Source organism: Campylobacter concisus, assembly GCF_902460875.1.
Taxonomy (GTDB): Bacteria; Campylobacterota; Campylobacteria; order Campylobacterales; family Campylobacteraceae; genus Campylobacter_A; species Campylobacter_A concisus_AA.
This window is the reverse complement of record NZ_CABPVR010000005.1, coordinates 1-24085: the sequence shown is the minus strand read 5'-3', so window position 1 is coordinate 24085 and position 24085 is coordinate 1. Positions and strand designations below refer to the sequence as shown.

27 protein-coding genes are annotated in these 24085 nt (G+C 39.7%); 19 read left to right on the top strand and 8 right to left on the bottom strand.

The genetic code is table 11. The annotated features are described in order from the left end of the window. Positions 1–77 precede the first annotated feature (77 nt). The gene (locus F3H01_RS02885) at positions 78–524 is read right to left on the bottom strand and encodes a tetratricopeptide repeat protein (protein ID WP_149724777.1); all 447 of its coding nucleotides are present in this window, start codon (positions 522–524) and stop codon (positions 78–80) included. A gap of 103 nt (positions 525–627) precedes the next feature. Here F3H01_RS02885 and F3H01_RS02880 point away from each other — a divergent pair, with 103 nt between their 5' ends. The 7 genes from F3H01_RS02880 (at position 628) to F3H01_RS02850 (ending at position 5832) form a co-directional block, all read left to right on the top strand. Further along, positions 628–1290: an AzlC family ABC transporter permease gene (locus F3H01_RS02880; RefSeq protein WP_149724776.1), complete on the top strand. Its 663-nt coding sequence runs from the start codon at positions 628–630 to the stop codon at positions 1288–1290. Further along, the gene (locus F3H01_RS02875; RefSeq protein WP_149724775.1) at positions 1287–1622 is read left to right on the top strand and encodes a branched-chain amino acid transporter permease; all 336 of its coding nucleotides are present in this window, start codon (positions 1287–1289) and stop codon (positions 1620–1622) included. Before F3H01_RS02880 ends, F3H01_RS02875 begins: the two co-directional genes overlap by 4 nt. Before the next feature lie 85 nt (positions 1623–1707). Next, positions 1708–2754, top strand: a complete 1047-nt coding sequence (locus tag F3H01_RS02870; RefSeq protein ID WP_149724774.1) for a type II asparaginase — start codon at positions 1708–1710, stop codon at positions 2752–2754. Between the two features lie 109 nt (positions 2755–2863). Next, a complete protein-coding gene (locus F3H01_RS02865; RefSeq protein ID WP_149724773.1) occupies positions 2864–3463 on the top strand; it encodes a LysE family translocator in 600 nt (199 codons plus the stop codon). A 74-nt stretch (positions 3464–3537) separates the two neighbouring features. After that, positions 3538–3897: a DsrE/DsrF/TusD sulfur relay family protein gene (locus tag F3H01_RS02860; protein ID WP_072594648.1), complete on the top strand. Its 360-nt coding sequence runs from the start codon at positions 3538–3540 to the stop codon at positions 3895–3897. Positions 3898–3916: 19 nt separating this feature from the next. Further along, the gene (locus F3H01_RS02855) at positions 3917–4813 is read left to right on the top strand and encodes a DUF4299 family protein (protein WP_149724772.1); all 897 of its coding nucleotides are present in this window, start codon (positions 3917–3919) and stop codon (positions 4811–4813) included. A 167-nt stretch (positions 4814–4980) separates the two neighbouring features. Continuing rightward, complete coding sequence (locus tag F3H01_RS02850; RefSeq protein ID WP_149724771.1) at positions 4981–5832, top strand: hypothetical protein; 852 nt, start codon at positions 4981–4983, stop codon at positions 5830–5832. Between the two features lie 20 nt (positions 5833–5852). Here the strand turns inward: F3H01_RS02850 and F3H01_RS02845 are convergent, their stop codons facing one another. Next, entirely contained in the window at positions 5853–6812 is a 960-nt protein-coding gene (locus F3H01_RS02845; RefSeq protein WP_149724770.1) for an SLAC1 anion channel family protein, read from the bottom strand. An 83-nt stretch (positions 6813–6895) separates the two neighbouring features. Here F3H01_RS02845 and F3H01_RS02840 point away from each other — a divergent pair, with 83 nt between their 5' ends. The 12 genes from F3H01_RS02840 to glyS all read left to right on the top strand — a co-directional run bounded on the left by F3H01_RS02840 (position 6896) and on the right by glyS (position 16923). Next, on the top strand, positions 6896–7540 hold the full coding sequence (locus F3H01_RS02840) for a Crp/Fnr family transcriptional regulator (RefSeq protein ID WP_103560655.1): 645 nt from the start codon (positions 6896–6898) through the stop codon (positions 7538–7540). Positions 7541–7624: 84 nt separating this feature from the next. Beyond that, entirely contained in the window at positions 7625–8962 is a 1338-nt protein-coding gene (locus tag F3H01_RS02835; RefSeq protein WP_149724769.1) for an NAD(P)/FAD-dependent oxidoreductase, read from the top strand. Between the two features lie 10 nt (positions 8963–8972). Beyond that, the gene (locus F3H01_RS02830) at positions 8973–9134 is read left to right on the top strand and encodes a YgaP family membrane protein (RefSeq protein ID WP_021091464.1); all 162 of its coding nucleotides are present in this window, start codon (positions 8973–8975) and stop codon (positions 9132–9134) included. A gap of 4 nt (positions 9135–9138) precedes the next feature. Then, positions 9139–9321 carry a YgaP family membrane protein gene (locus F3H01_RS02825; RefSeq protein ID WP_107691679.1) on the top strand — a complete coding sequence of 61 codons (183 nt, stop codon included), beginning with the start codon at positions 9139–9141 and terminating at the stop codon, positions 9319–9321. A 124-nt stretch (positions 9322–9445) separates the two neighbouring features. Continuing rightward, complete coding sequence (locus tag F3H01_RS02820) at positions 9446–9925, top strand: 3-isopropylmalate dehydratase small subunit (protein WP_149724768.1); 480 nt, start codon at positions 9446–9448, stop codon at positions 9923–9925. A 3-nt stretch (positions 9926–9928) separates the two neighbouring features. Beyond that, the gene (leuB, locus tag F3H01_RS02815) at positions 9929–10996 is read left to right on the top strand and encodes a 3-isopropylmalate dehydrogenase (protein ID WP_149724767.1); all 1068 of its coding nucleotides are present in this window, start codon (positions 9929–9931) and stop codon (positions 10994–10996) included. Next, a complete protein-coding gene (locus F3H01_RS02810) occupies positions 10993–11238 on the top strand; it encodes a hypothetical protein (protein WP_021091490.1) in 246 nt (81 codons plus the stop codon). Before leuB ends, F3H01_RS02810 begins: the two co-directional genes overlap by 4 nt. Then, complete coding sequence (locus tag F3H01_RS02805; protein WP_149724766.1) at positions 11235–11651, top strand: CiaD-like domain-containing protein; 417 nt, start codon at positions 11235–11237, stop codon at positions 11649–11651. Before F3H01_RS02810 ends, F3H01_RS02805 begins: the two co-directional genes overlap by 4 nt. Further along, entirely contained in the window at positions 11611–12798 is a 1188-nt protein-coding gene (locus F3H01_RS02800; protein ID WP_149724765.1) for a tRNA nucleotidyltransferase/poly(A) polymerase-related protein, read from the top strand. The genes F3H01_RS02805 and F3H01_RS02800 overlap by 41 nt, the downstream gene beginning before the upstream one ends. Before the next feature lie 74 nt (positions 12799–12872). Next, entirely contained in the window at positions 12873–13352 is a 480-nt protein-coding gene (locus F3H01_RS02795) for a tRNA (cytidine(34)-2'-O)-methyltransferase (RefSeq protein WP_149724764.1), read from the top strand. Further along, complete coding sequence (locus tag F3H01_RS02790) at positions 13349–14752, top strand: endonuclease/exonuclease/phosphatase family protein (protein ID WP_149724763.1); 1404 nt, start codon at positions 13349–13351, stop codon at positions 14750–14752. The genes F3H01_RS02795 and F3H01_RS02790 overlap by 4 nt, the downstream gene beginning before the upstream one ends. A 152-nt stretch (positions 14753–14904) precedes the next feature. Then, a complete protein-coding gene (glyS, locus tag F3H01_RS02785; RefSeq protein ID WP_149724762.1) occupies positions 14905–16923 on the top strand; it encodes a glycine--tRNA ligase subunit beta in 2019 nt (672 codons plus the stop codon). Positions 16924–16968: 45 nt separating this feature from the next. Here the strand turns inward: glyS and F3H01_RS02780 are convergent, their stop codons facing one another. The 6 genes from F3H01_RS02780 to alaS form a co-directional block, all read right to left on the bottom strand. After that, entirely contained in the window at positions 16969–18096 is a 1128-nt protein-coding gene (locus F3H01_RS02780; RefSeq protein ID WP_223155342.1) for a phosphoethanolamine transferase, read from the bottom strand. A gap of 130 nt (positions 18097–18226) precedes the next feature. Then, positions 18227–18520 (bottom strand): ComEA family DNA-binding protein, encoded by a 294-nt coding sequence (locus F3H01_RS02775; protein WP_149724761.1) that lies wholly within the window; start codon positions 18518–18520, stop codon positions 18227–18229. Positions 18521–18529: 9 nt separating this feature from the next. After that, complete coding sequence (locus F3H01_RS02770) at positions 18530–20458, bottom strand: transglycosylase domain-containing protein (protein ID WP_149724760.1); 1929 nt, start codon at positions 20456–20458, stop codon at positions 18530–18532. Continuing rightward, the gene (gene maf, locus F3H01_RS02765; RefSeq protein ID WP_149724759.1) at positions 20455–20997 is read right to left on the bottom strand and encodes a septum formation inhibitor Maf; all 543 of its coding nucleotides are present in this window, start codon (positions 20995–20997) and stop codon (positions 20455–20457) included. Before maf ends, F3H01_RS02770 begins: the two co-directional genes overlap by 4 nt. Beyond that, a complete protein-coding gene (locus F3H01_RS02760) occupies positions 20994–21494 on the bottom strand; it encodes a 3-isopropylmalate dehydratase (RefSeq protein ID WP_084042051.1) in 501 nt (166 codons plus the stop codon). The genes maf and F3H01_RS02760 overlap by 4 nt, the downstream gene beginning before the upstream one ends. Continuing rightward, on the bottom strand, positions 21491–24049 hold the full coding sequence (gene alaS / locus F3H01_RS02755) for an alanine--tRNA ligase (protein WP_149724758.1): 2559 nt from the start codon (positions 24047–24049) through the stop codon (positions 21491–21493). Before alaS ends, F3H01_RS02760 begins: the two co-directional genes overlap by 4 nt. Positions 24050–24085: the final 36 nt, after the last annotated feature.

Sequence of the window (24085 nt, the reverse complement as noted above, 5' to 3'; positions counted from 1 at the left end):
CTCTTATCCTGCTATCACTTTGATACATTTCGTCTAAAATTTCTGCTTTTAAGAGCAAGAATAAAAGCATCTTTTGTTTAATTAAAAATTTTTAAGCTACTGCATGCTTCTTCCAAATCAAGCTCGCAGGCTTTTTTATAGTAGTTTTTTGCTCTATTTTTATCTTTTGGTATATCAGCATCTCCTGTTTCATAGATAAGTGCAATGGTATAGCAAGCAAATGCATTTTTTAGTTCGCAAGCCTTATTATAAAGCCCAAGCCCTTCTTCTTTCTCCTGTGCTAGGGTGTCTTTTTGTAGATATATATTTCCTAAAAATAGACAACTGTGCGGATTGCCTAGCTTGCAGGCCTTGTTTGCCATAGCTGCCATTTTATCGTGCTCATTTTTGTCAAGGTAGATATATATAAGATCGGTGCAGCTTTCTATGTTGTTTAAAGCGCATTCATTTTCAAGCTTAGTGGCATCAAAATTTTTACCCCAAGAAAATAGAACACAAAATAAAATTAAAATTACTTTTTTCATCTTTTGGCTCCATAAATTTTTATTATTTTATAAAATTAGCTCCATTTTTACTCTAAATTTTTCAAATTTTGCTAACATTTCGGCTTTTTATGAAGGTAAAAATTTGACATTTAACTACGTTTTTAAACTATCCATTCCTATCTTTATGGGCTATTTTCCCCTCGGCGTCGCTTTTGGGATACTGGCAAAAAGCATGGGCGTTAGCGCATTTATCGCTGTGGCGCTTAGTACGCTGGCATACGGCGGCGCAGCGCAGTTTATGATGCTCTCACTCTTTAGCGTTGGCACGAGCTACGTTGAGGTCTTTATCGTGAGCTATCTTGTAAATTTGCGCCATACTTTTTATGGAATTTCACTTTTAAAAGAGTATAGTGGGGTCAAATTTAGGCTTTTAAACATCGCTTTGCTAACAGATGAGACCTTTGCCATATTTAAAAATTTAAAGCTAAAAAAGGCAAGTGATCGAAGTTTTGTCTTTACCTGGCTAAATATCCTTTCTTGGTCTTACTGGGCGACTGGAACACTGCTTGGTGCGATACTTGGTGATCTTATAAAGGCCGATACAAAGGGGCTTGAGTTTAGTTTGACCTCGCTTTTTATTGTTATTGTGATAGAGATGTTTAAAAATGATAAAAACTACTGCGTGCTCTTTGCGGCGATCTTTTTTGGCGTGCTTGGAGTGAGTCTATTTCAGGCTAAATTTGTGCTTGTTGGCTCGATGGCGCTTTGTTTTATATTTTTACTTTTGTTCAAGGATAAAATTTGATAAGTGTAAGCTCAAGCGAGATGATACTGTTTATAGCGGTGCTTTTAAGCGCCCTGGCTACTTTTATAACGAGAGCGACGCCATTTTATGCGTTAAGAAACTATAAACCAAACCCTTACTTAGACGCTATCGAGAAGCATATGGGTATGATGATAATGGTCATTTTGGTCTGCTACGGCTTAAAAGATACGAAATTTAGCGAATTTCCATATGGACTAAGTGAGATAGTAGCGGTTTTTACGGCTATCTTGGCGCATTTAAAGTTTAAAAATGCCCTTCTTAGTATAGTTATTTCAACCGGAATTTATATGCTTTTGATAAGAATTTTTTAAATAAATATAAATTTTTAAAATTAATAAATTTTTTAAATAAAGGACGTTATAATTGCTTTGCAAATTTTAATGCAAAGGAGTTAAAATGCGTTTAATCTTTAAGGCGGTGTTACTCATGATTTTAGGTGCTACTTTAGCAGTTGCAAAGCCAACCATCTACATTCTAGCCACTGGTGGAACGATAGCAGGAAGCGGCTCAGGTTCGCTTGACTCTAGCTATACTTCTGGAACTGTTACGGTCGATAAACTAATCGCAGCCGTGCCAGATATCAACAAGATCGCTACCATAAAAGGTGAGCAAATTTCAAATATCGGCTCACAAGATATGAACAACGAAGTTTGGCTAAAGCTTGCAAATAGAATCAACGAGCTTCTAAACAGCGGCAAAGCTGATGGTATCGTCGTTACTCACGGCACAGATACTATGGAAGAGACAGCTTACTTTCTAAATTTAGTAGTTAAAAGCGAAAAACCAGTTGTCCTTGTAGGTGCGATGAGAAATAGCGGCTCACTAAGCGCAGACGGCCCACTAAATTTATTTAACGCTGTAAACGTTGCTATCAGTAAAGATAGCGTAGGCAAGGGCGTTGTAGTTACTATGAATGATGAAATTCACGCTGCAAGAGAGGTGACAAAGACCAACACAACAGGCGTTGATACATTTAAATCACCAAATAGCGGCAAAATCGGCACAGTCTTTTATGGCAACGTAAAATACTATATGAATCCGATCAGAAAACACACAGCAAAATCAGCATTTGACCTAGAGGGTGTAAAAGAACTTCCAAGAGTCGATATCATCTACTCTCATGCAAATGACAACCCTGACTTTGTAAATATAGCTGTTAAAAACGGCGCAAAAGGTATCGTTAGTGCCGGCCTTGGCAACGGCAACCCTTACTTTAGCGTACTTGAGGCACTTGGTGAGGCTTCAAAAGCCGGTGTAGTGGTAGTTCGTGACTCGCGTGTAGGAAGTGGCGAGACGACTATGAACGGCGAAGTAGACGACGCAAAATACGGCTTTTTAACAAGCGATAATCTAAACGCGCAAAAAGCTAGAGTACTTTTAATGCTTGCTCTTACAAAAACAAGCGATAAAGCCAAAATTCAAGAGTATTTCTTAACTCACTAAAAAAAGAGGCGGCTTAGTCCGCCTTTTAAATTTAAGCTATAAATTTGATCGCTGGATCTGATCTATAGATTAAATTTTTATATTTGTTAGCTAAATTTCAAGGCTTTTTATGGACTTCTTACTCTTTTTCGCCACGCTTGCTCCTATCTCGCTAATGCCGGGCATCAATATGACCTATGCGATGAGTATCGGTATGAGCTTTGGTTATAAGCACTCGCTTATTATGATGACCGGACAGCTTCTTTCGCTTGCTTTCGTGGCATTTTGCTGTATGCTTGGCGCGGGTGCGGTACTTCATCATTTTGAGTACGCATTTAAGGCGCTAAACATCATCGCAGGGCTTTATATGCTCTATCTTGGCGCGATGCTTCTTTTTGGCAAGGGCGAGCTTAGCATAACGAACGTCTCAAATTTGCCAAGCAAAAAGCAGATGTTTATAAACGGCCTCATCGTTTGCGTCACAAATCCAAAAGCATGGATATTTTTCTCGGCTTTACTGCCTACGTTTTTGGACAAAGACAATCCCTTTAGTCTCGCTCGTATGTGCGCGATCGCGGCAACGCTCGTTTTTATCGAGTTTTGTTCGCTAAATATCTACGCGCTTGGCGGAGCTATGCTAAAGAAATTTTTACAAACGCACCTAAAGCTACTTGAAATTTGCACCGCCATTATCGTTTGTACGATCGGTGTACTTTTACTTTTTAGATAAATTTAGCCTCTTTTTATATAGCTTGGCTAAAATTTGCCCGGTTTGCGCTACATTTTTGGCAAAAGGAGAAAAAGATGAAAAAATTTCTATTTATACTTACAAATCAACCATACAACGGTACCGACAATGCTTACAACGCATTAAGGCTAGCTAAAACGCTAAAAGAAAAAGGCGAAGAGGTTAGAATTTTTCTAATGAACGACGCGGTCGATCTTGCGCGAAATAGCACCAAAAAGCCGGAAAACTACGACGTAGATCTAGTAGCGATGTTAAAAGAGCTATACGCTAGCGGCGCTATGTTAAAGGTTTGCGGTAGCTGCCAAACGAGGTGCGGTTTGCATGCGGGAGAGCCTTATTTCGAGGCTGAGGTAAAAGGCAGCATGGATATCTTGTCCGAGTGGGTTAGGCAGTGCGATCAAGCGATGACGTTTTAGAGTAGGCGAAAGAGAATTTATGAGCGTAACATTTAAGGTAAAAAATAAAAAGAAGCTTTTAGGCGGATATGAAAAGGCGCTAAGCGAGCGTGAAATTTCAGAGGTTATAGAGGGATTTTGCTTTTTTAATGGTCAAAACGACGAGCAGAGCGAGCTTTCGCTAAATGAAAACGTGATGATCGCAGGCGTGCGGCAAAAGAGCGCTCGCGGGTTTGAACTAAACTATGAAGACGGCAAATATATCGTTCGAGTCTGCACTCCAAGCGGCGTTGGAGACTGGCAGATCGCGCTTGAGCTACTCTCAAAGCTCTCAGCCAAAACCGGCTCACCAATAGAGTGTGACAACGAGGAAATTTACGATGAAGAGCAAATTTTAAAATTTGATTATGAAGCCGACATAATGTGGGGACTTGAGGCTCTAAAGGAGGCAAAAGAGAAAAATCAAACGCTTTATATCTCTGGCTTGGAGCGCGACGTGGCGTTTGACGCGGTTATGATAGATGAAATTTTTGCAAGCGCTAGCCCTGCGGCTAAATTTGATGAGATGATGAGGCGGGTGCAGTATCTTGACGCTTATAGCGCAAGAGAGAATTTATACGAAGATAAAGACGGCAACGAAATTTTTGGCGCATATACGCTTAGCGAAAATTTACCGACCATCTTGCCTTACGCTCCCTCTCCGTCGTGGCAGGCGCAAGAAGTTCTAGGAGAGAGAAAGGTCTCGCGCTGGATACTTACGCTAGTAGTCGGCGTAGACGATAGGGACGCGCACGTGCTCGGCGAATGCGAATATGGCGCTTTTATGGCAAATCTGCCAAAAGAAAAATATCGCTTTATAGACGCCGCAAATATACTGGTTGAGCCGCTTAGCGAAGAAGAGATGAGAGAAATTTTTAAAAAGGCAAATGCAGCTTAGGTTTAAATTTGATAAACCGCCCGGAAATGAAAATTCGCCTCAGGCTTGCTTATAAATTTAAGCTCATAAAAGCTAGGATTTTACCGGTATTGCCGCTTTTGGGCTAAATTAGGTGAAATTTTAAACTAAACTAATCTAGGCTTTGCGTGATTTGAAAAAGGATAAAAATGAAAATTTTAAAAGCTATTTTCGCGGCGGCATCGGCGGTTTGCTATCTAAACTCGGCCGTTTTACCGCAAAACGACTGGAGCAAAAGAGAGCTAAAAGGCGAGGTCAAAAGCATGACGGCTACGGAGCACGAATACTCTACGGACGGCTCGGGCGCGCTAGAAAATACGCGCGTGAAGCGGACGGAGTTTAACGAAAACGGCTATATACTGCAAGAAACCGAGCATATAAACGGCGCGCCAAACGGCTCGGTCTTGTTTGAGTACGGCAAAGACGGGCTAATACGCAAAAAATATCAAGATAGCGCCGTTTATCTCTACGAATACGAATTTGACGGCGAAAATTTAGTCGCGACGGCCAAAGAGCAGCATGTGGAGGATAGATTTTACCCGCGCACGGAGAAAACCACTTACGGCAAGGACGGCAAAATGATCGCTCGGGCGGCGTATTCGGGCGGGACGCTAGTGACGGACGATAGCTATATCTACGACGAAAAGGGCGTTTTAACGCGGATAGAAAATAATATGGAGCCGCGCAACGGCATAGAGATAAGCTTCGAGCGCAAGCCAAACGGCGAATACGAAAAAATCACGCAAGCCCCGAACTCAAAATGGGTTTATTACTACGCCGCAAACGGCGACGAGATGGAGTATGCGTCGGTAAATTACTTCGGCTCTGAGGCAAAAATCGGGCAAATCTTGCAGTTTAAAGATATAACGAGGGACGAGCGGGGAAATTTGACGCATAAAACCTCGGTCAAATTTAAGCCTGCGGAAAAGTACTACGAAAACGGCGATATAACGGAAATCGACCTATATAAAAAGCTAGAAATTAGCTACGAATACTACTAAAGTAAATTTTTGAGCTAAGGCTATTTTTCCGAAAAAATTTCGCCGTTTATTATAGATTTAATCGTTAAAAATCCGACTATCAAAATCGAAGCGACTAGAGCCGCAAAAGCGCCGACTCCTAAAACTAAGTAAAAATCGCTTTGCGTAATTTCGTAAGCTTTTAAAAACGCTATGGAGCTAGCGGCCGTCGGGAAGGTAAAAGCCCACCACGATAGGGCGAATTTGAGTTTAATAAATCTTTTATACGAAAAAAGTATAAGCGCTGCGAAAAATACGTTTATATTAAGTAGTATCGCCGCAAAAGCGTCGAATCGCTCGGTTAATTTTACGTATCCTAAAAACGCCATAGCCGGCGGCGCTAGCGTAATGACTAGCGTCGGGACGAATTTGTCGGCTAACTTATCGCAAAAGACTAATCTGTAAAATATAACGGCGAATAAAATAATCCAGAAAAATAGCCCCAAACTAAAATAATACCAGATTGCTTGAGATTTTTCGGCTATGATCGGGATTAGCAAGTTGCCCACTACGGGGATAAACCATGCTGGATTTAGCATCGCGATATCGAATTTTTCGTCGATCCAAAAAGAAATTACGTAAAGCGTAAAAATCGTTTGCAAGCCTAAAGCCGCGTAAAAAAGCGAGTAGTATAGTCGCGGCGCGTCTTTGTAGGCTAGAGCTAAAAGAAAAAGCGAGATGATAAATCCGCCGAAAAAATTTATCCTTATAGGGTGCGAAAATTCGGCCTTTACCTCTTCTTTAAATTTTAAAAGTTTAAAGAGGTAAAACGCCGAAAGTAGGCAAAATACGGTGCAGTCTAGCGCTCTAAGCGCCGAGAATATCTCGCCGGGTAAAACAAATATCTCGCTTAATTTCTTATAAGCCGCACAAAGCCCTCCAAGCCCCATAGTACCGGCAAAAAGCATAATCGGAAGCGATTTTATTTTGCTTTGCGAGTCGTTTTGCTTAACGTCGTGCATTGTTTTTCTTTTCGTATTAAATTTTTATGCAATATTACCTATAATAAGGTTAAATTTTTGTAACGAAGTCACGAAAGGGCAAAATGCTAAGCGAAGAGTTAAAAGAAATTTTGCGCGAGAGATTTACGAATAATTTCGATCTAGCAAGCGAGGATCTAAATGCGATCTTTGCTAACGCGTATCTAAAAACCGTAAAAAAGGGCGATATATTTTACTCCGGAAACGATTGCTTCGGATTTATCCTTATACTAAAAGGCGTTTTAAGGGCGTTCGTGTCGTCTAGCGCAAAGGAAATAACGATATTTAGGCTAACTAAAGACGAGAGTTGCGTGCTGTGCGATACGTGTTCTATAAATTCGCTAGAAAATAAGGTAAGCGTCGAAATCGAGCAAGATAGCGAGATTATCGTTATTCCGGCGCGAATTTACAAACCTCTTAAAGAAAAATATCCGAGCATTTTAAATTTTACTCTAAAAATCGTAGCCGATCGGTTTGCCAGAACGATAAACGTTATGGAACAGGCTTTGTTTTCGCCGCTTTCGGCGCGGATTATGAATTTCTTATCCCAAAGCATCGAAAATCTAAACGAAAATTTTATAAAAATAACTCACGAAGAGCTTGCGAATCATCTAGGAAGCGCTAGAGAGGCGGTATCTAGGGTACTAAAAGAGCTTGAGAGAAGCGGGCAAATAACGCAAAGCCGCGGCGAAATAAGGCTTGTTTCTTAAAATTCTCGTTTTAAGGTAACTTTGTTACGGAGAGAGCGGTCTTTTTTAGGTAGCATTTCATAAACTCGTTTGAAAGGAGAATTTATGAAAGGACTGCAAAGAAGAGACGCTTTAAAGCTAATGGGGGCCGCGGGACTAGTCGCGAGTATGAGCGGTTGCTCGGTAACGGGTGGCGAAAACGACGATATAAATTCTAAAATCATTATAATGGGCGCGGGACTTAGCGGTATCGCGTTGGCGGCTAAACTTAGAAGAGATATGCCTAACGCCAAGGTAATTCTCGTGGATAAAGACGAGAAATTTTACTACCAGCCGGGCTTTACGCTAATCGCCGTCGGAATTTACGAAGCTAGCGACGTCGTTTACGAAAAAGCGGATTATATCCCGCAAGGAACCGAGTGGATACGCAAAAACGTATCGGAGATAAAGCCCGAAGCCAATCTACTCGTCTTAGACGACGGGAGCGAGTTGGGGTATGATTATCTAATCGTAGCAAGCGGCGTGGAATACGACTTTGAAGCCGTTAAGGGGCTGAACTTAGAGGATATTAACGATACGAGCGGCAACATATCCTCCGTCTACACTCTACAAGGCGCCGTAAAGAGCAACGAGCTGATGAAGAAATTTTCTCAAAACGGCGGTGCGGCGGTATTTTGCGATCAAAAAACCCCGATGAAATGCAGCGGCGCTAATAAAAAAGTAACATGCATGAGCGAAGATAGGCTGAGGTTGGCCGGCAACCGCGATAAAGGCAGCGTTAATCTTTACGTCGGCGGCGGCAAGCTTTTCGGCGATCCGACTTATGCCGCGGCGATGACTCAAATAATGATAAAAAGAAAGATAAAATTTAATCTTCGCCACCAAATCGTAGCCGTCGATAAAAGCTCAAGTACCGCTACCTTCGAGTTTTGGACGGCGTATAGACAAAACGGCGAAGATAAAATCGCGTCCGAGCTAATCGACGTAAAATACGACTGGCTTCACCTGCCGCCTAAGCAAAAAGGAAGCGAAATTTTAGCTCGCGCCGGCCTAACCAAAGAGGGCGACAAGCTAAATTTTCTAGCCGTCGATAAATACAGCCTACAAAGTACAAAATTTAAAAATATATTCGGTATCGGCGATATTTGCGGATTTGCGTCCGGCAAAACGGGGGCTAGCGTTAGGAAAATGTATCCGATCTTAGCTAAAAATTTAGCCGATACGATAAAAGGACGAGAACCTAGCGAGAAATTTACCGGATATACGGCTTGCCCTTTTATCACCAAATACGGCAAGGCCATAATGGTAGAGTTCGACTGGGAGGGAACGGCTCCGACGTTAGAGTGCTTCGGCGCTACCAGAGAGAGCTACATGAGTTGGCTGGTTAAAATTTACGGATTTAAACCTATGGTTATGAACGGAATGCTAAAAGCTTTGGCTTAAAGGAGATAAAATGAGCGTTTTAGATAAAACTATACGTTTGATTATAGCGGCGATTTGGTTTTTTATTTTCGGATTTATTTGCGACTGCTGGTTATGGACGGTCGGGCTAATTCCGCTTTTAACGGGATATTACGGCTACTGCCCGCTTTATAAAATTTTCAAGAAAAGGTAAAAATATGGTAAGCGTAAAAAGTAGAATTATTAGGGTCGTACTGGGGTTAATTTTTATGGTAGCGGTTTGGTATTTTTACGAGAGCTACTGGGCGTTAATCGGGTTAATCCCGATTATTGTCGGCGTTACGGGTTTTTGCCCGGCATGTAAATTCTTGGGTAGGTGTTCTTTAAATTTAAAAAAATAAAAGGGGCGTTTAACGCCCCTTTGCCTTGCCCTTTAGCCGTTTGGGCCGCAAATTTTATTCGCCGTTTGATGAATTATTTAGCTACTTTTGGCTAAAATCTCGAAAATTTAAAAAAGGCGAAACGATGAATAAAGTTTGGAAATTCGGCGACAATATCGATACCGATATAATTATCGCCGCCAGATACTTAAATACTTCCGACGAAAATATCTTAGCAAAACATATAATGGAGGATGCCGATCCTAATTTTAGCGCCAAGATAGATAAGGGCGACATTATCGTAGCGGGCGAAAATTTCGGCTGCGGTAGCTCTCGCGAGCACGCTCCTATCGCGCTTAAAGCTGCAGGTATAGGCGCGGTGATAGCTAAAAGCTATGCGAGAATTTTTTATAGAAATAGCTTTAATACGGGACTTTTGATACTTGAGATCAAAGAAACGGACGAGATAAACGAGGGCGACGAACTAAAAATAGACGTAGATAACGGTACGGTCGTAAATTTAACCAGCGGTAAAGAGTATAAATTTAGCCCTATACCGCCGTTTATGCAAGAGCTTCTAAACGCCGGTGGACTTATAGAATATGCAAAAGTAAAGTTGGATTAAATAATGAGAGAATATAAAATTTGTGTTATAAAAGGCGATGGCATCGGCCCTGAGATCATAGATGAGGCGATAAAAATTTTAGATGTTGTTAGCGCTGAGTTTGGGATAAAATTTGAGTACGACTACAAGCTTATGGGCGGTGCAGCTTATGATGTATTTGGCGTGCCTTTGCCAGATGAGACGCTTAACTCTGCTCTAAACTCTGATGCTGTGCTTTTTGGGGCGATCGGCGGCGAGAAGTGGGATAGTTTGCCAAGACATCTAAGGCCAGAGAGTGGACTTTTAAAGATTAGAAAAGAGCTTGAATCTTATGCAAATTTACGCCCCGCCATTGTTTTTGATGAGCTAGTGGATGCTAGCACGCTAAAACCAGAGGTTTTAAGAGGCGTTGATTTTGTCGTGGTTCGTGAGCTAACTGGAGGGCTTTATTTTGGGCAGCCACGTGAAAAAGGCGAAGATAGAGCGTTTAATACGATGGTTTATTCTAAATTTGAGATCGAGCGTATAGCAAAGATCGCTTTTGAAACAGCAATGCTTCGCAAGAAAAAGGTATGTATGGTCGATAAGGCAAATGTGCTTGAGACAAGTCAGCTTTGGCGTGAGGTGACTAGCGAAGTGGCTAAAAATTACCCTGAAGTAGAGCTTAGCTTTATGTATGTCGATAACGCAGCTATGCAGCTAGTAAGAGCGCCAGCAAATTTTGACGTCATACTTACTGAAAATTTATTTGGCGATATTTTAAGTGACGAAGCGAGCATGGTTTGTGGCTCGATAGGACTTTTACCAAGCGCTAGCATGGGTGGCAAAGTGGGAATTTATGAGCCAATTCATGGCTCAGCACCAGATATCGCAGGGCAGGGCATAGCAAACCCAATCGCAACAATTTTAAGTACAGCGATGATGCTAAGATACGCATTTAGTGAAAATGACGCCGCAGATGCGATAGAAAATGCTGTGAAAGAGGCACTTGCAAAAGGTTATAGAACAAAAGACATAGCTGCTTTTAATGCAGTTGAAATTTGCTCAACTAGTGAGATAGGCGATGTTATCGCGGGATTTATCAAAAAATGAAAAACACAATCACTGAAGCACTGATCTACGAAGCTCAGGGGCTAAAAGATGATGCACTTGAAATTTATAAAAATATCTTAAAGCAAGATCCGTCAAACAAAGACGCTCTTAGCGCGATAAACCGCCTGAGTGGACTTCGCAAAGAGCGAGCGATAAAAAACGAGCAGATGAAAGAGTTTTTTATAGCGATGAAAAGTGATGAAGAGATAAATGAATTTAAAAGGTGGTTGATAAGATTATGAAGCTTGATGATATCGCTAGAATGGCAATCAGTGAGGTTAGCGCTGAGCTTGAAAAAATAGAAGCATTGCAAAGTAAAAAGCAAGAAGAGCTTGAGCGAGAGAATTTAAAAAAAGAGCTTTTGGCCATAGAGAATAATGAAAATGCACTAAATAATGAGCTAAAAGTTGAGTCAAATTTACAAAATGAGCAAGTGTTTGAGGTAAAAGAGGAGCCAGCAAGTCCAATAAAAAGTAGAGAGGTGAGCGAAGAGAAAATTTTCTTAGCAAACCTTGCTGAACGCATAGAAGTGCTTTTTGAAGGGCTTAAACAAACTAGTGAACAAGATCTTGCTTCAAGGCTTGAGCTAACTACAAAATTTTTAGAATTTACCCTTGCAAATATCGAAAATAGACTCCAAAATCTCTCAAAATAAGCCATTAGACGGCTTAAAAAATGAGATAAAAATCAAAAATGAAATTTATAAAAATAGCGAGCTAGACTTTTTTAGATCGCTATTTGCCCCATTTACTTCACGTGTCTATCTAGTTGGTGGCTGCGTAAGAGATGCGTTCTTGGGGCGAGAAATTTATGATTATGACATCGAGGTTTATGATATTGAGCCTACTAAATTTAATGAGCTAATGGCTAGTATAGGTGCTAGCGGTGTTGGCAAAAGCTACTTCATCTACAAATACAAAAACTACGATATTGGGCTTCCAAGAAGCGAGAGCAAAACTGGAAATTTACACAAAGACTTTGCGGTAAGCTATATTAATGATCCAAAAATGGCGAGTCTTAGGCGAGATTTCACGATAAATGCCATGATGATGAATATCTTTAATGGAGAAATTTTAGACTTTTACGGTGGGAAGCAAGATTTAGCAAACAAGATATTAAGGCACATTGACAGTGAAAAATTTAAAGAAGATGCACTAAGGGTGCTTAGAGGAGTGCAGTTTAGCGCGAGGCTTGATTTTAGCATAGCTGATGGGACGCTAGCTCTTATGAAAAGCCTTAGTTTGGAGCATCTAAGCAGAGATAGGATAAATACTGAGCTTATTAAATTCTTTCGCGCAAAGTATCTAGAAAAAGGAGCTTACTATCTTTTTGAGCTTGGACTTTTTAAAGAAATTTTTGGTATGCAAATTTATAAAGATGATGGGTTTTTAAGCGATCTTAAGAGTGCTAGAGAATTTGTGGATGATGAGAGGCTATTTTTGTATCTTTTGTTTGGCAAATTTGAGCTTGACGCAAAGGAAATTTTAGAGAAAATGCGTCTACCAAAGAGCTACTTTTCTATCTTAAAACAGCCTTATTTTAAGGATATGCCAAGCGATAAAGATCTAATGCAAATTGCTCTAAATATGCCTATAAAATCATGGCTTGGAGCTTATAATAAAGAGCGGATAGAGCGTGCTGTGAAGCTTGGAATTTATGAGGCAAAATTTGACGCGAAAGTTGATGTGGCAGAAATTTTATCAGCTGGTTTTAAAAACGAAGAGATCGCAAAAGAGATAAAACGTAGGCAAGAGTTTGAAATTTCAAAATATCTAAGCGAGCGTAAGCCTAGAAAAGATTAGTCTTTAAAACTCTTAAAAGCCCATTTTGGCTAAAATAGGCTAGTTTATAACACTTTTTAAGGCAAAGAAAGCTTATGTTTAACATAGTCTTAGTTCATCCTCAGATACCGCAAAATACTGGAGCTATCGGTAGAATGTGCGTTAATGCAAATTTAAAGCTACATATCGTTAAACCCACCGTGTTTGATCTGAGTGAAAAGGCTGTTAGACGAGCAGGGCTTGACTACTGGAAAATTTTAAATCCAAAAATTTGGGATAGTTTGGAAGAATTTTTAGAAGCAAACTTAAGCCACAAGGATAGATTTTTCTTCGCTACCACAAAGACAAATAGGCTTTACTATGAGGCTAGGTTTAAACCAGGAGATTTTATATTTTTTGGTGGTGAGAGTACTGGGCTGCCAAGAGAATTTATGGATATAAATTTTAAAAACGCCATAACCATACCAATGGGAAAAGAGGGCAGGAGCTTAAATTTAGCTATGAGTGCTGCCATTATCGCTTATGAGGCGATCAGGCAAAATATCGCTGAATTTGACTTTAGGAGTGAGATTTGAGAGTAGTTTTTGCTTTGTTTTTTACCATTTTAGTGGTATTTGCGAGTGAAATTAGCATCGCAACTTATAATGTGCAAAATTTATTTGATTGCAAAGATGATGGTAGCGAGTATCTTGATTTTAAAGTAGGGGTATCAAAGTGGGACTGCGAGGCGGCTGATTCAAAACTACAAAGGACAAGACAAGTCATAAATGCACTAAATGCAGACATTATCGCACTTCAAGAGATCGAAAATGAGCAGGTTTTAAAAGCTCTGGTAAGTGATAGCGAGTATAAATTTATAAGCTTTACAAAGGAGAAAAATTCGCCTGTTGGGCTCGGGCTTATTTCAAAGTTGCAGCCAAGTGGCAGTGAAGTTTTTAAAGTTCCAAACGTAAAGACGAGAAATATTTTAAAGGTTGTTTTTGAGACGGAAGGTAAGAAATTTAGCATATTTGTAAATCACTTTCCAACTTATAAAAATGGTATAAATATGCAAAAAAAGGCTGAAAAAACGTTAAGAACAGCTCTAGGTAAAGAGAAAAACGCGATTATTTTGGGTGATTTTAACTCGCCCTTTGGACAAAAATCCATCCTAAATGACATCATTGCAACGAGAAATTTTTATGATCTTTATAAAGAGATTGAGCCAAAAGATAGATATTCTCACGCAGTACATGGCAAAAAAAGAGCAATCGATCATGTTTTACTTTCGCCTAGTTTTATGGAAAATGGCGATCTAAGCTATGTTAGTGGTAGTTTTGAAGTCTTTAAACCAAGCTTTGCAGTCGATGAAAAAGGCTTTGCAAAGAGCGACCTTTACTCAGATCACTTTGCGTTAAAGTTTAAAATTTCAACTGATCCAAGCCCAGTAAAAAAAGGCTTTGTGAGTAAAATTTTTAAAAAAGATGAAAACAAAGCCAATAAAAAAACAAGCGAACAAAACTATAAGACGGCTGATGCGGATACGCTTTTTGATCACCCAGAGGCAGTGCCAGCAGTTATTGAAAAAGTGGTTGTTATCTTAAAAGATAAGCATGGCTTTATTATCTCGAAAAATCACCGCGGAATTTATGTCTATGATCCTAAAAATAGTGTTATTGTAGGCGAGGAGCTAGATGTTTTAGTAAGACGAATGAAAATTTATAAAGATGCGCTTGAAGTCAGCTCTTATGAGATCATAAATGAGCATGGCACAAAAGATATTAGCGAAAATTTACTAGATGCATCGCAACTAAGTGAAGCTAGAAGTGGCGATGTCTTTGCTAAAATTTCGGGCAGGCTTGAGAGAGGCTACCTGCATACACCATACGGTAAGATCAGGGTTTATAGCAAGAAAAAGCTAAAAGATGGCGAGTATAATTTTGAAAATGCGAGAGTTAAAATTTATAAGAGAGAAAACCAAATCGTTGTGGAGTAGAGAGTGCAAATTTTAGATATTTTTATGATTACGGCGTTTGTTTTATTTCTTATTTTTATGATAAGAGGCGTCATTTTACAGTCGCAGGAGAAGGAGAGAGTAAGAAAAATGGTAAGAGAAAAAAGAGAAAATTTTAATAAAAAGAGTGAAATATGAAAGAGTTATTATTAGAAATCGGAGTTGAGGAGCTTCCAGCGATACCGTTTTTAAGGGAGCTGCCAAATATCAATACTAAATGGCAGGCTGTACTTGAAAAATATAATCTTGTAAGCCCTTTTAAATTTTATTATACGCCGCGTCGTTTGGTCTTTTTTCATGAGAAATTTCCACAATCTCAGCCTGACAGCGTGGCTAGCTTTATCGGTGCGCCAAAGCAAGTGGCACTAAAAGACGGAGTCTTTACAAAGGCGGCACTTAGCTTTGCAAATAAATGCGGCATAGATGAAAGTGAGCTTAAATTTAAAGAGATAGACGGCAAAGAGGTGCTCTACTACGAAAAAGAGGTAAAAGGTGAGCCGGTTGCTAGGATAATGGGCGACATGGTTGAAGAGTTTTTAAAGAGTCTTAACTTTGGCAAGTCTATGCGCTGGGGCAATGGTGAGTTTGAGTTTATCCGCCCGATAAGATCGTTTTTGTGTTTGCTTGGCGATGAGGTCATAAAATTTAATAAATTTGGCGTAGAGAGCGGTGATTCAACCTATCCACACAGAAGCATTAGCTATGACAAGATAAAAATTTCAAATATAAAAGAGTATTTTGAAGGCTCAAAGAGCCGTGGTATCGTGCTTAAAGCAGGCGAGAGAGAAAAAATAATCCTTGATGAGTTTGAAAAGATAAGCCAAAAAAGTGGGCTAAAGATCGAGATCGATAAAGACTTGTTAGCTGAAGTCGTGGCGATCACTGAGTACCCAACAGCACTTCTTGGCTCATTTGAAGAGGAATTTTTGGAGGTGCCAAGCGAGGTTATTATCACTTCGATGAAAGAAAATCAGCGCTACTTTCCAGTCTTTAAAGATGGCAAGCTAGCAAATTGCTTCATTGTCGTTAGCAACGCCATAACGCAGGACTACTTACTCATCATCAAAGGCAACGAAAAGGTGCTAAGAGCAAGGCTGAGTGATGCGATGTTCTTTTGGCAAAGCGACCTAGCACACGAATTTGGTCCAGAAAAACTAAAAAATATAACTTATCTAAAAGAGCTTGGAAGCATCTACGAAAAAGAGCTTAGAGAGCTACAAGTGGCTAAAAAGCTTGCTGGCAACTATGACGAGCTACTCAAAAAAGAAGCTGGCGAGTACGCGGCTAAGCTAGAGCGAGCCGTGATGTTAAGCAAGGCCGATCTTACAACTCAGATGGTTTATGAGTTTACCGAGCTTCAAGGTATCATGGGCGCTTACTATGCAAAGGCTAAAAACGAGGATAAAGACGTCGTTTTAGCCATAAAAGAGCAGTATTTGCCAGATGGTGAGGAGGCGGAGTGCCCAAGCAAGGTCTTTAGCTCGGTTGTTGCGCTTTCAAATAAGCTTGATACGCTAATGGGGCTCTTTAGCATCGGCAAAATCCCAAGCGGCACAAAAGATCCATACGCTCTAAGACGCGCAGCAAATGGCGTGATAAAGATCGTTTTGGCGCATAATCTGAAATTTAACGTAAAAGAAATTTTAGAAGATATCGCAAAAGAGTATAAGAAATTTGACATTGAAGTACTAATAAATTTTATCCTTGATAGGCTCTACACCTTCTTTGACGTAAACGCTTCTATCGTAAAAGCGTGCATAAAAAGCGGCGAAAAGGATATCTTGGAGCTAACCAAGATGATAGAGGCACTCGCTAAAATTTCTAGCGAGCTAAGCTTTAGAGAGAATTTCTCTACATTTAAGCGCCTTGCAAATATCATCAAAGACGATAAATTTAGCAAGGTGAACGAGAGCCTCTTTGAGATAGATGCTGAAAAAGCCCTAAATGATGCATTTAAAGCGGTCGATAAGAGCCTAGCGTATGAGCCAAGACTAAAAGCACTATTTGCTCTAAAACCGCAGATCGATGAGTTTTTTGACAAAGTTATGATAAATGTTGAAAACGAGAAAGTGCGAAATAATCGCATTGCTATCATCGGCCAAATTTATAGCGAGATACTAAAAGTAGCTGATATAAAAGAGATCAGCTTTTAAATTTGCGCCAGCTTCAGGCTCTTGCCTAGGCTGGCTTTAAATTTACTACCTAAAGATATCAAATTCTGGCTCATAGGCCTTAGTTTTTATTCCAAAATATCCAAGAACTGAGCTAAATATAAAATCATGCGAAAGAGTTTCGTTTTTTCTAGCTTTTAGCCTTTTTAAAAGTTCGCTATCGCTTGAAAAGACGATGGCTGGGATGTGTTTTTGCTCGTCTGGAGCGATGGAGTAAGGTAGACCATGTAAATATATACCGTTTTCACCTAGGCTCTCTCCGTGATCTGAGAAAAAGAACATGGTGACTTCAAATTCATCTTTTCTTACTTCAAGAGCGTTTATTAGCTCACTTTGTAGATAGTCCTCATATAAAATGGTGTTGTCGTAGGTATTTGCTATCTCATCTGGTGTGCATTTATTTAGCTCGGCAGTATCGAAAGTTGGGGTAAATTCTTTAAATTTGCTTGGGTAGCCTTTGTAGTAGATAGGGCCATGTGAGCCTTGCAGATGTAGCACGATAAAGGTGGTGGAATTTGCATCTTTGATGACCTTTTTGGCCTCATCAAATATCACTTCATCAAAGCCTTCTGCTCGATGATCTGAAGTATGGTTTTGATCAAGATTGTTACAAACGCCCTTGCAACCGCCGCTATTGTTGCCAAAAAAGTATGTTTTTATGCCAAGTTTATTGACGATATCAACTAAATTTTCACGAGCTTTCGCTTCACGGTTACTAAAATTTTCTCGCTTTAAGTCTGAAAATAGGCAAGGCACACTAGTCTCTGTGGCTGTTCCACATGAGTAGAAATTTGTAAAACTTACCACATCTTTTTGTTTAGTAAATTTATTCGTATCGTTTTTGGCGTAGCTATTTAGTGAATAGTTTCTGCTTCTTTGCGTCTCGCCAACTATCAAAACTAAAATTTTCTTTTTATCATTAGTAAGCGTTGCGCCATCTGCCACGTAGGTAAAAGGGAGCGGTTTTTGTGTGAGTGATTTTACTAGTTTTGCAGCCGAGTAGATGGGATAGTATGGGAGCAATGCGGTTCTTAAATTCGAATGTTCTCTAAAAAAGGGTATAAAAATTTTAGACGTTAATGAAAATATGATAGCTATCGCAACTATAGAAAATGAGATAATTTTTGCTCTTAATTTAAACTCATTAAATGCCAACAAAAACTAAGATAAAGACAATTGCAAATATAAGAAAAAGAGTATAGAAAAAAGAGTGGATTATTTTATAAAAAGCCATAATAATAGGACTCAAATGTAAATGGCTAGAAATTTCAAATAAAAAATAAGATTATTTTTTCTTTTTCTTGCCTTTAGAATTTTTTGCTTCAGATTTTTTGACTTTCGCATTCTCTTTTATGCTAAGTTTTTCTTTAACTTTTTGCATATCGTTAAAACCAATACCTTGGACTTTTTCAAGCTCATCGATGCTTTTAAATTTATGGGCTTTTCTGTATTTTATAATGTTTAACGCTTGGCCTTTACTTAGCCCAAGCTCCATTAACTCGTTTTTGCTGGCTGTATTTAGATTAGCGCCATATGTAATACTTGCGACTACTAAACAAAGTAAAATTTTAATCCTCATCTTATCTTCCTAAAATAATAATCCATCGTTTTCTTGATCTTGTATGATGTCATTTGCTGGTATATTTTGAGGTAGTGGCGAGTCATTTGTGTAGTATTCGTCACTGCCACCATAATAGCCTTTATAAACACCATCTGGCTGCTCAAATGCACGTCTTAAAGTAGGATAAAGCTTAATGTAGCCTTCCATAAATTTCTTAAACACAGGTGCGGCTGTTCTACCACCACCCTCAATCTTTTTCATAGGGCTATTGTCGTCATTTCCGTACCAGATTATCGCTTCGATATCAGGTGAGTAACCACAAAACCAAGCATCAATGTTATTATTTGTTGTGCCGGTTTTGCCTGCTATTTGGATGCCGTTTATTTTAGCGTTGCGTCCAGTGCCGTTATTTACGACATTTTGAAGAAGTGTCGTCATCAAAAATGCTTGTTCTGGTTTTAGCACTTGCTTTCTTTGTGGTTCATAGTCCATCGACGCACCAAAACTATTTTCTATATGCTTAATAAGTGTCGGCTCAACCATCTGGCCCTCATTTGGGAACATCGAGTAAAATTTCGCAAAGTCAAGTGGCGAAATCCCAAAACTTCCAAGTGCGATAGATAAATTTTCTGGGATATCATTAAAGCCCATATCTGTAAGCTGTTTACGAACCGAGCTAAGACCAAGATCGTTTAGCAAATTTATGGTTGCGAGGTTACGCGACTGGGTTATTGCTGATTTTATAGTGATATAGCCTTGAAAACCGCCGCTATAATTCTTTGGCGTCCACTCTTTGCCATTGCCCATGTCAAATGTCCTGGCGATATCAGCCACTTGAGAAACGACTGAGTAACCGCTATCAAGTGCTATTTGATAGATAAACGGCTTAAAGCTAGATCCTGGCTGGCGCTTGCTTTGAGTGGCACGGTTATAACTGCTTTTTGCGTAGTCAATACCGCCAATTAGAGCTAAAATTTGACCACTTTGTGGATGAGTAACTACTATAGCTCCATTTAGGATTTCTGCATTTGCTTTTTTATCGCGTTTTAAAATTTCATTATAGCCATAGACTAGAGCTTCTTGAGCGATCTTTTGAACATTTAGATCAACTGTGCTTTGTATCTTATAGCCGCCAGTTTTTATATCGTCAAATTTCTTTGAAGCCTCTTTTATTATCTCATCGACTACGTAAGGGGCTTTATTTCTTGTGAGTGTATCGTCAAAGACCGCTGGCTCTTCAAGCACGCCCTTGCGGTACTCATCCTCATTTATCCAGCCGATGCTATACATTCTCTCAAGTACTCTATTTGCACGGCTAAGCGACAAGTCAAGGTGCTTTGTAGGATCATAGGTACTTGGAGCCTTTGGCAAGCCAACTAGCATGGCAACCTCTTTTATGCTTAGCTCATTTAGATCTTTTCTAAAATATCCCTCAGCTGCTGTTTTTATGCCGTAGTAGCCATGTCCAAAATAGACGTGATTTAGGTATCTTTCGATGATATCTTCTTTGCTAAGCTCGCTTTCAAGCTTCATAGCAAGCACGATTTCTTTTATCTTTCTTGTAAATTTCTTCTCACGGCTTAGAGCTAGGTTTTTTATGAGCTGTTGTGTTAGTGTTGAAGCTCCCTCGACTAGTTTTCTGGCCTTGATATCTTTTATGGCAGCTCTTGCCATAGCTTCTACGTTTATGCCGCCGTGCTCAAAGTAGCTTGTATCCTCGATAGCCACGAGTGCTTCGATGACACGCGGCGGGATGTCGTTATATTTTACGTAAATTCTATTTTCTTCAAAGATATTTGCGATGAGTTCGTTGTTTCTATCAAAAATTTGCGTTGTAAGCTTTGGTTTATAATCAATAATAGCGTAAGCATCGAATCTAACTTGTGAATAAAAATATAAAAATGCTCCGCCAAGCGAAATGGCAACTATAAAGATAAATGCCAGGATATATTTCATAAAAATGCCTTTAATATTTTTAAATTTAGTCCCATGGCCGTGCTAGTTTCGCCGTGTTGGGAGATGATGTATTTTTTATTAAAATTTTCTATCGTCATGGCTCCAGCCTTGCCTTGCCACTCATTATTTTTTATGTATTCATTAAGGTCATGCTCGTCAAATTTTTTAAATTTATACGTAGTCTTACTTACGTTTATAAGCTCAAATTCGCCTAAAAATATCATCGCTGTATAGACACTGCATTCGTTGCCACTTTGTAAATTTAGCATGGTAATCGCTTCTTTTTCATCCTTTGCTTTACCTAAAATTTTATCTCCACACGCCACACAGCTATCTGCAAATAGTAAATTTTTAAGACCTATATTTTCTTTTAAAAATTGCTCTTTTTTGGCTTTTACGACGTTTTGGACATAAATTTCAGGCTTGACATTTTTTTCTATCTTGCTCTCATCAAACTGGAAAGAAATTTGAGTGAAATTTATACCAGCATCTTTTAATAAATTTGCCCTTGTTGGCGAGCTTGAAGCGAGTGTTGTCATAAAAACACCTTATAGCTTATACCAAGATAAATAGCTGCTAGCGAAGCTAATAAATTTAGCGGTGTGAAGTAATAAATTATAACGATCAAACTCTCGTTTAGCTCGATCATTTCATGCGATCTTAGTGCTTTTAAGGCCTTTTTGTATCTATAAAATATATAGCTTAAATTTAATAGCAAAAATAGTTCTATTGCGCATTTTGTTGCCACCATTGCACTTGCCATAGGATTTGTCAAATTTGCATCATAAAATCCAAAAATTATAACCACACTTGTCGCTATCACGCAAAGGATTAGTATGAAAATCGCAATGCCAAAGCGTCTTATAATGTGAAGTAAGATGTGATAGCGTTCCTTGTCTTCAAATTTATTTTTTATAAAGTAACTTCCAACAAGTACAAGACCGGCTTGTAGCCCCACAAAAAGAGCTACAAAGCACACATGCAAAAATAGTACTACTTGGTCAAATTTTATAAAAGCTATATCGTAATGACTCATTTTTCTAAGGCTTGCCTTGCGTACTCAAGTGAGTCTTTTATCGCATCTTCTATCATTGATGCATCTTTGCCACCGGCTGTCGCAAAGTCATCTTTGCCACCGCCATTGCCACCTAGGATTTGCGCTGCAAATTTTACCCAAGCGCCTGCCTTTAAAGGAGCGTTTTTAACGCCAGCTGCAAGAGAAATTTTGCCGCTCTCATCAGCTTGGATTAGCAAAATAGCAGCACTTTCATGCTCGTTTTTAAACTCATCTATCAAAGTTTTTATATCTCCACCATCTACGCTTGTGACGCAAAGTTTGGTTTTATTTATATCTAAATAGACTAGCTCATGAGAATTTTTAGCATTTTTTAGTTTGTCTTTTAAAACTCTTAGTTCATTTTTTAGCTTTTTGACCGCATTTAGTGGCTCGGTGCTTTTTAGCTCATCTTTTAGCTCGTCAAGCTCGGCTCTAAATGACTTTGCTAAATTTAGCGCAGCTCTTGAGCAAACAGCCTCTATACGCCTAACACCAGCGCTTACGCCACTCTCTTTTGTGATGAAAAACGATCCGATCTCATCTATATTTTTCACGTGTGTGCCACCGCAAAGCTCTTTGCTGACGTCGCCAAAGCTAACGACTCTTACATTATCAGCGTATTTTTCATTAAATAGTGCGATAGCTCCACTATTTTTAGCATCTTCAAGTTTCATAAGTTCTGTTTTTGAGTTAGCACCATTTAGTATCCACTCATTTACTAAATTTTCAATCTTTGAAATTTCTTCGCTAGTAAGCGCTTTTGGATGTGAGAAGTCAAACCTTAGCCTATCTGCTTCTACGCTTGAGCCAGCTTGAGCGATATGCGTGCCAAGCACGTTTCTAAGGGCCGCATGAAGTAAGTGTGTAGCGCTGTGATGACGTGCGATCTGGGCTCTACCGCTGCCAACTTCAAGCTCTACTTCGTCGCCAACTTTTAGCGCCGCGCTAGTTTTTACTAAAGATAAATTTAGCCCATGAAATTTTTGCGTATCAATCACATTTGCTTTGCCTACTATCTTACCGCTATCGCCGCACTGACCGCCACTTTGAGCATAAAATGGAGTGACGTCAAACATCACCCAGCCATCTTTGCCAGCGTCTAGACTATCTACATTTTTAAATTCTTCATCAAGTAGGGCTAAAATTTTACTTTTACTCTTAAGCTCTTCGTAACCTATAAATTTATTCTCGCCAAATTTCTCAAGTAGCTCTTTAAAATCGCCCTTCGCACTCTTGTCGCCACTGCCTTTCCAAGCAGCTTTTGCGCGTGCTTTTTGCTCACTCATAAGCTCGTCAAACCTTGCCTCATCGACCTTTAAGCCCTTTTCTCTAAGCATATCAGCTGTTAGATCAAGCGGAAAGCCAAATGTGTCATAAAGCTTAAACGCAGCCTCTCCGCTAAAAATTTCTTTTGTATTTTTAAGCTCGCTCTCAAATAGCTCTAAGCCACTAGCGATTGTCGCCAAAAATCTCTCTTCTTCAAGCTTGATCTGCTCTTTTACGGCCGCTTTTTTCTCATTTAGGTATGTGTAGTGCTCGCCCATTAGCTCGCAAACTTTATCGACAAGCTTATACATAAATGGCTCTTTTATGCCTAGCAAGTATCCATGGCGGATCGCACGGCGTAAGATGCGGCGAAGCACGTAGCCACGGCCTTCTTTGTCAAATGTTGTACCTTGAGCCAGCAAAAATGTAACTGAGCGGATGTGATCGCTTATGACGCGGTAGCTAGCGCCACTTTCATAGACGTATGGCTTGCCGCAAAGCTTTGCCACTTCGCTGATTAGTGGCATAAAAAGCGTGCTGTCGTAGTTGCTAAATTTACCCTGCAAGATAGCAGTAACGCGCTCAAGTCCCATACCTGTATCGATGCTTGGCTTTGGTAGCGGGCTTAGTTTGCCATCAGCGCTTCTTTCATACTGCATGAAAACAAGGTTCCATATCTCTAAAAATCTATCGCCATCGCCGCCCATGTAGTCCTCAGGCGTGTTAAAGTGTTCAGCCCCTTGATCGTAAAAAATTTCGCTGCAAGGACCGCATGGTCCAGTATCGCCCATCTGCCAGAAGTTATCGTGGTCGCCAAAGCGGTAAATTCTCTCTTTTGCGATGTGAGTGCTCCAAATTTCAAATGCTTCATCATCACTTTCGTGAACGGTCACATAAAGCTTATCTTTTGGTAGTTTTAGCACCTCTGTGACAAATTCCCAAGCGTAAGCGATCGCCTCTTTTTTGAAGTATTCGCCAAAGCTAAAGTTTCCCAGCATCTCAAAAAATGTGTGGTGGCGCGCTGTGTAGCCGACGTTATCAAGGTCGTTGTGCTTACCACCAGCTCTTATGCAGGTCTGGCAGCTAGTGCGAATAGGTGGTGTTGGGCGTGGCACTTCGCCTGTAAAAATACTCTTAAATGGCACCATGCCGGCATTTGTGAAAAGTAGTGTTGCATCGTTTGGCACGAGTGGTGCTGAAGCTACGACTTCGTGACCTTTTGATTTAAAAAAATCAAGATATGCCTTTCTTATATCTAAATTTTGCATTTTTATCCTCGTTAGTTTTAAATTTTGCTCGATTTT

Excerpts from the sequence above, each read along its gene's own strand:
- F3H01_RS02885 (WP_149724777.1), bottom strand. The coding sequence starts at position 524 with ATGAAAAAAGTAATTTTAATTTTATTTTGTGTTCTATTTTCTTGGGGT.
- F3H01_RS02860 (WP_072594648.1), top strand. The coding sequence starts at position 3,538 with ATGAAAAAATTTCTATTTATACTTACAAATCAACCATACAACGGTACC.
- F3H01_RS02810 (WP_021091490.1), top strand. The coding sequence starts at position 10,993 with ATGAAAAACACAATCACTGAAGCACTGATCTACGAAGCTCAGGGGCTA.
- F3H01_RS02825 (WP_107691679.1), top strand. The coding sequence starts at position 9,139 with ATGGTAAGCGTAAAAAGTAGAATTATTAGGGTCGTACTGGGGTTAATT.
- F3H01_RS02760 (WP_084042051.1), bottom strand. The coding sequence starts at position 21,494 with ATGAGTCATTACGATATAGCTTTTATAAAATTTGACCAAGTAGTACTA.
- F3H01_RS02805 (WP_149724766.1), top strand. The coding sequence starts at position 11,235 with ATGAAGCTTGATGATATCGCTAGAATGGCAATCAGTGAGGTTAGCGCT.
- F3H01_RS02770 (WP_149724760.1), bottom strand. The coding sequence starts at position 20,458 with ATGAAATATATCCTGGCATTTATCTTTATAGTTGCCATTTCGCTTGGC.
- F3H01_RS02870 (WP_149724774.1), top strand. The coding sequence starts at position 1,708 with ATGCGTTTAATCTTTAAGGCGGTGTTACTCATGATTTTAGGTGCTACT.
- F3H01_RS02795 (WP_149724764.1), top strand. The coding sequence starts at position 12,873 with ATGTTTAACATAGTCTTAGTTCATCCTCAGATACCGCAAAATACTGGA.
- alaS (WP_149724758.1), bottom strand. The coding sequence starts at position 24,049 with ATGCAAAATTTAGATATAAGAAAGGCATATCTTGATTTTTTTAAATCA.
- F3H01_RS02865 (WP_149724773.1), top strand. The coding sequence starts at position 2,864 with ATGGACTTCTTACTCTTTTTCGCCACGCTTGCTCCTATCTCGCTAATG.
- F3H01_RS02845 (WP_149724770.1), bottom strand. The coding sequence starts at position 6,812 with ATGCACGACGTTAAGCAAAACGACTCGCAAAGCAAAATAAAATCGCTT.
- F3H01_RS02850 (WP_149724771.1), top strand. The coding sequence starts at position 4,981 with ATGAAAATTTTAAAAGCTATTTTCGCGGCGGCATCGGCGGTTTGCTAT.
- glyS (WP_149724762.1), top strand. The coding sequence starts at position 14,905 with ATGAAAGAGTTATTATTAGAAATCGGAGTTGAGGAGCTTCCAGCGATA.
- F3H01_RS02855 (WP_149724772.1), top strand. The coding sequence starts at position 3,917 with ATGAGCGTAACATTTAAGGTAAAAAATAAAAAGAAGCTTTTAGGCGGA.
- F3H01_RS02835 (WP_149724769.1), top strand. The coding sequence starts at position 7,625 with ATGAAAGGACTGCAAAGAAGAGACGCTTTAAAGCTAATGGGGGCCGCG.
- F3H01_RS02820 (WP_149724768.1), top strand. The coding sequence starts at position 9,446 with ATGAATAAAGTTTGGAAATTCGGCGACAATATCGATACCGATATAATT.
- leuB (WP_149724767.1), top strand. The coding sequence starts at position 9,929 with ATGAGAGAATATAAAATTTGTGTTATAAAAGGCGATGGCATCGGCCCT.
- F3H01_RS02830 (WP_021091464.1), top strand. The coding sequence starts at position 8,973 with ATGAGCGTTTTAGATAAAACTATACGTTTGATTATAGCGGCGATTTGG.
- F3H01_RS02775 (WP_149724761.1), bottom strand. The coding sequence starts at position 18,520 with ATGAGGATTAAAATTTTACTTTGTTTAGTAGTCGCAAGTATTACATAT.
- F3H01_RS02840 (WP_103560655.1), top strand. The coding sequence starts at position 6,896 with ATGCTAAGCGAAGAGTTAAAAGAAATTTTGCGCGAGAGATTTACGAAT.
- maf (WP_149724759.1), bottom strand. The coding sequence starts at position 20,997 with ATGACAACACTCGCTTCAAGCTCGCCAACAAGGGCAAATTTATTAAAA.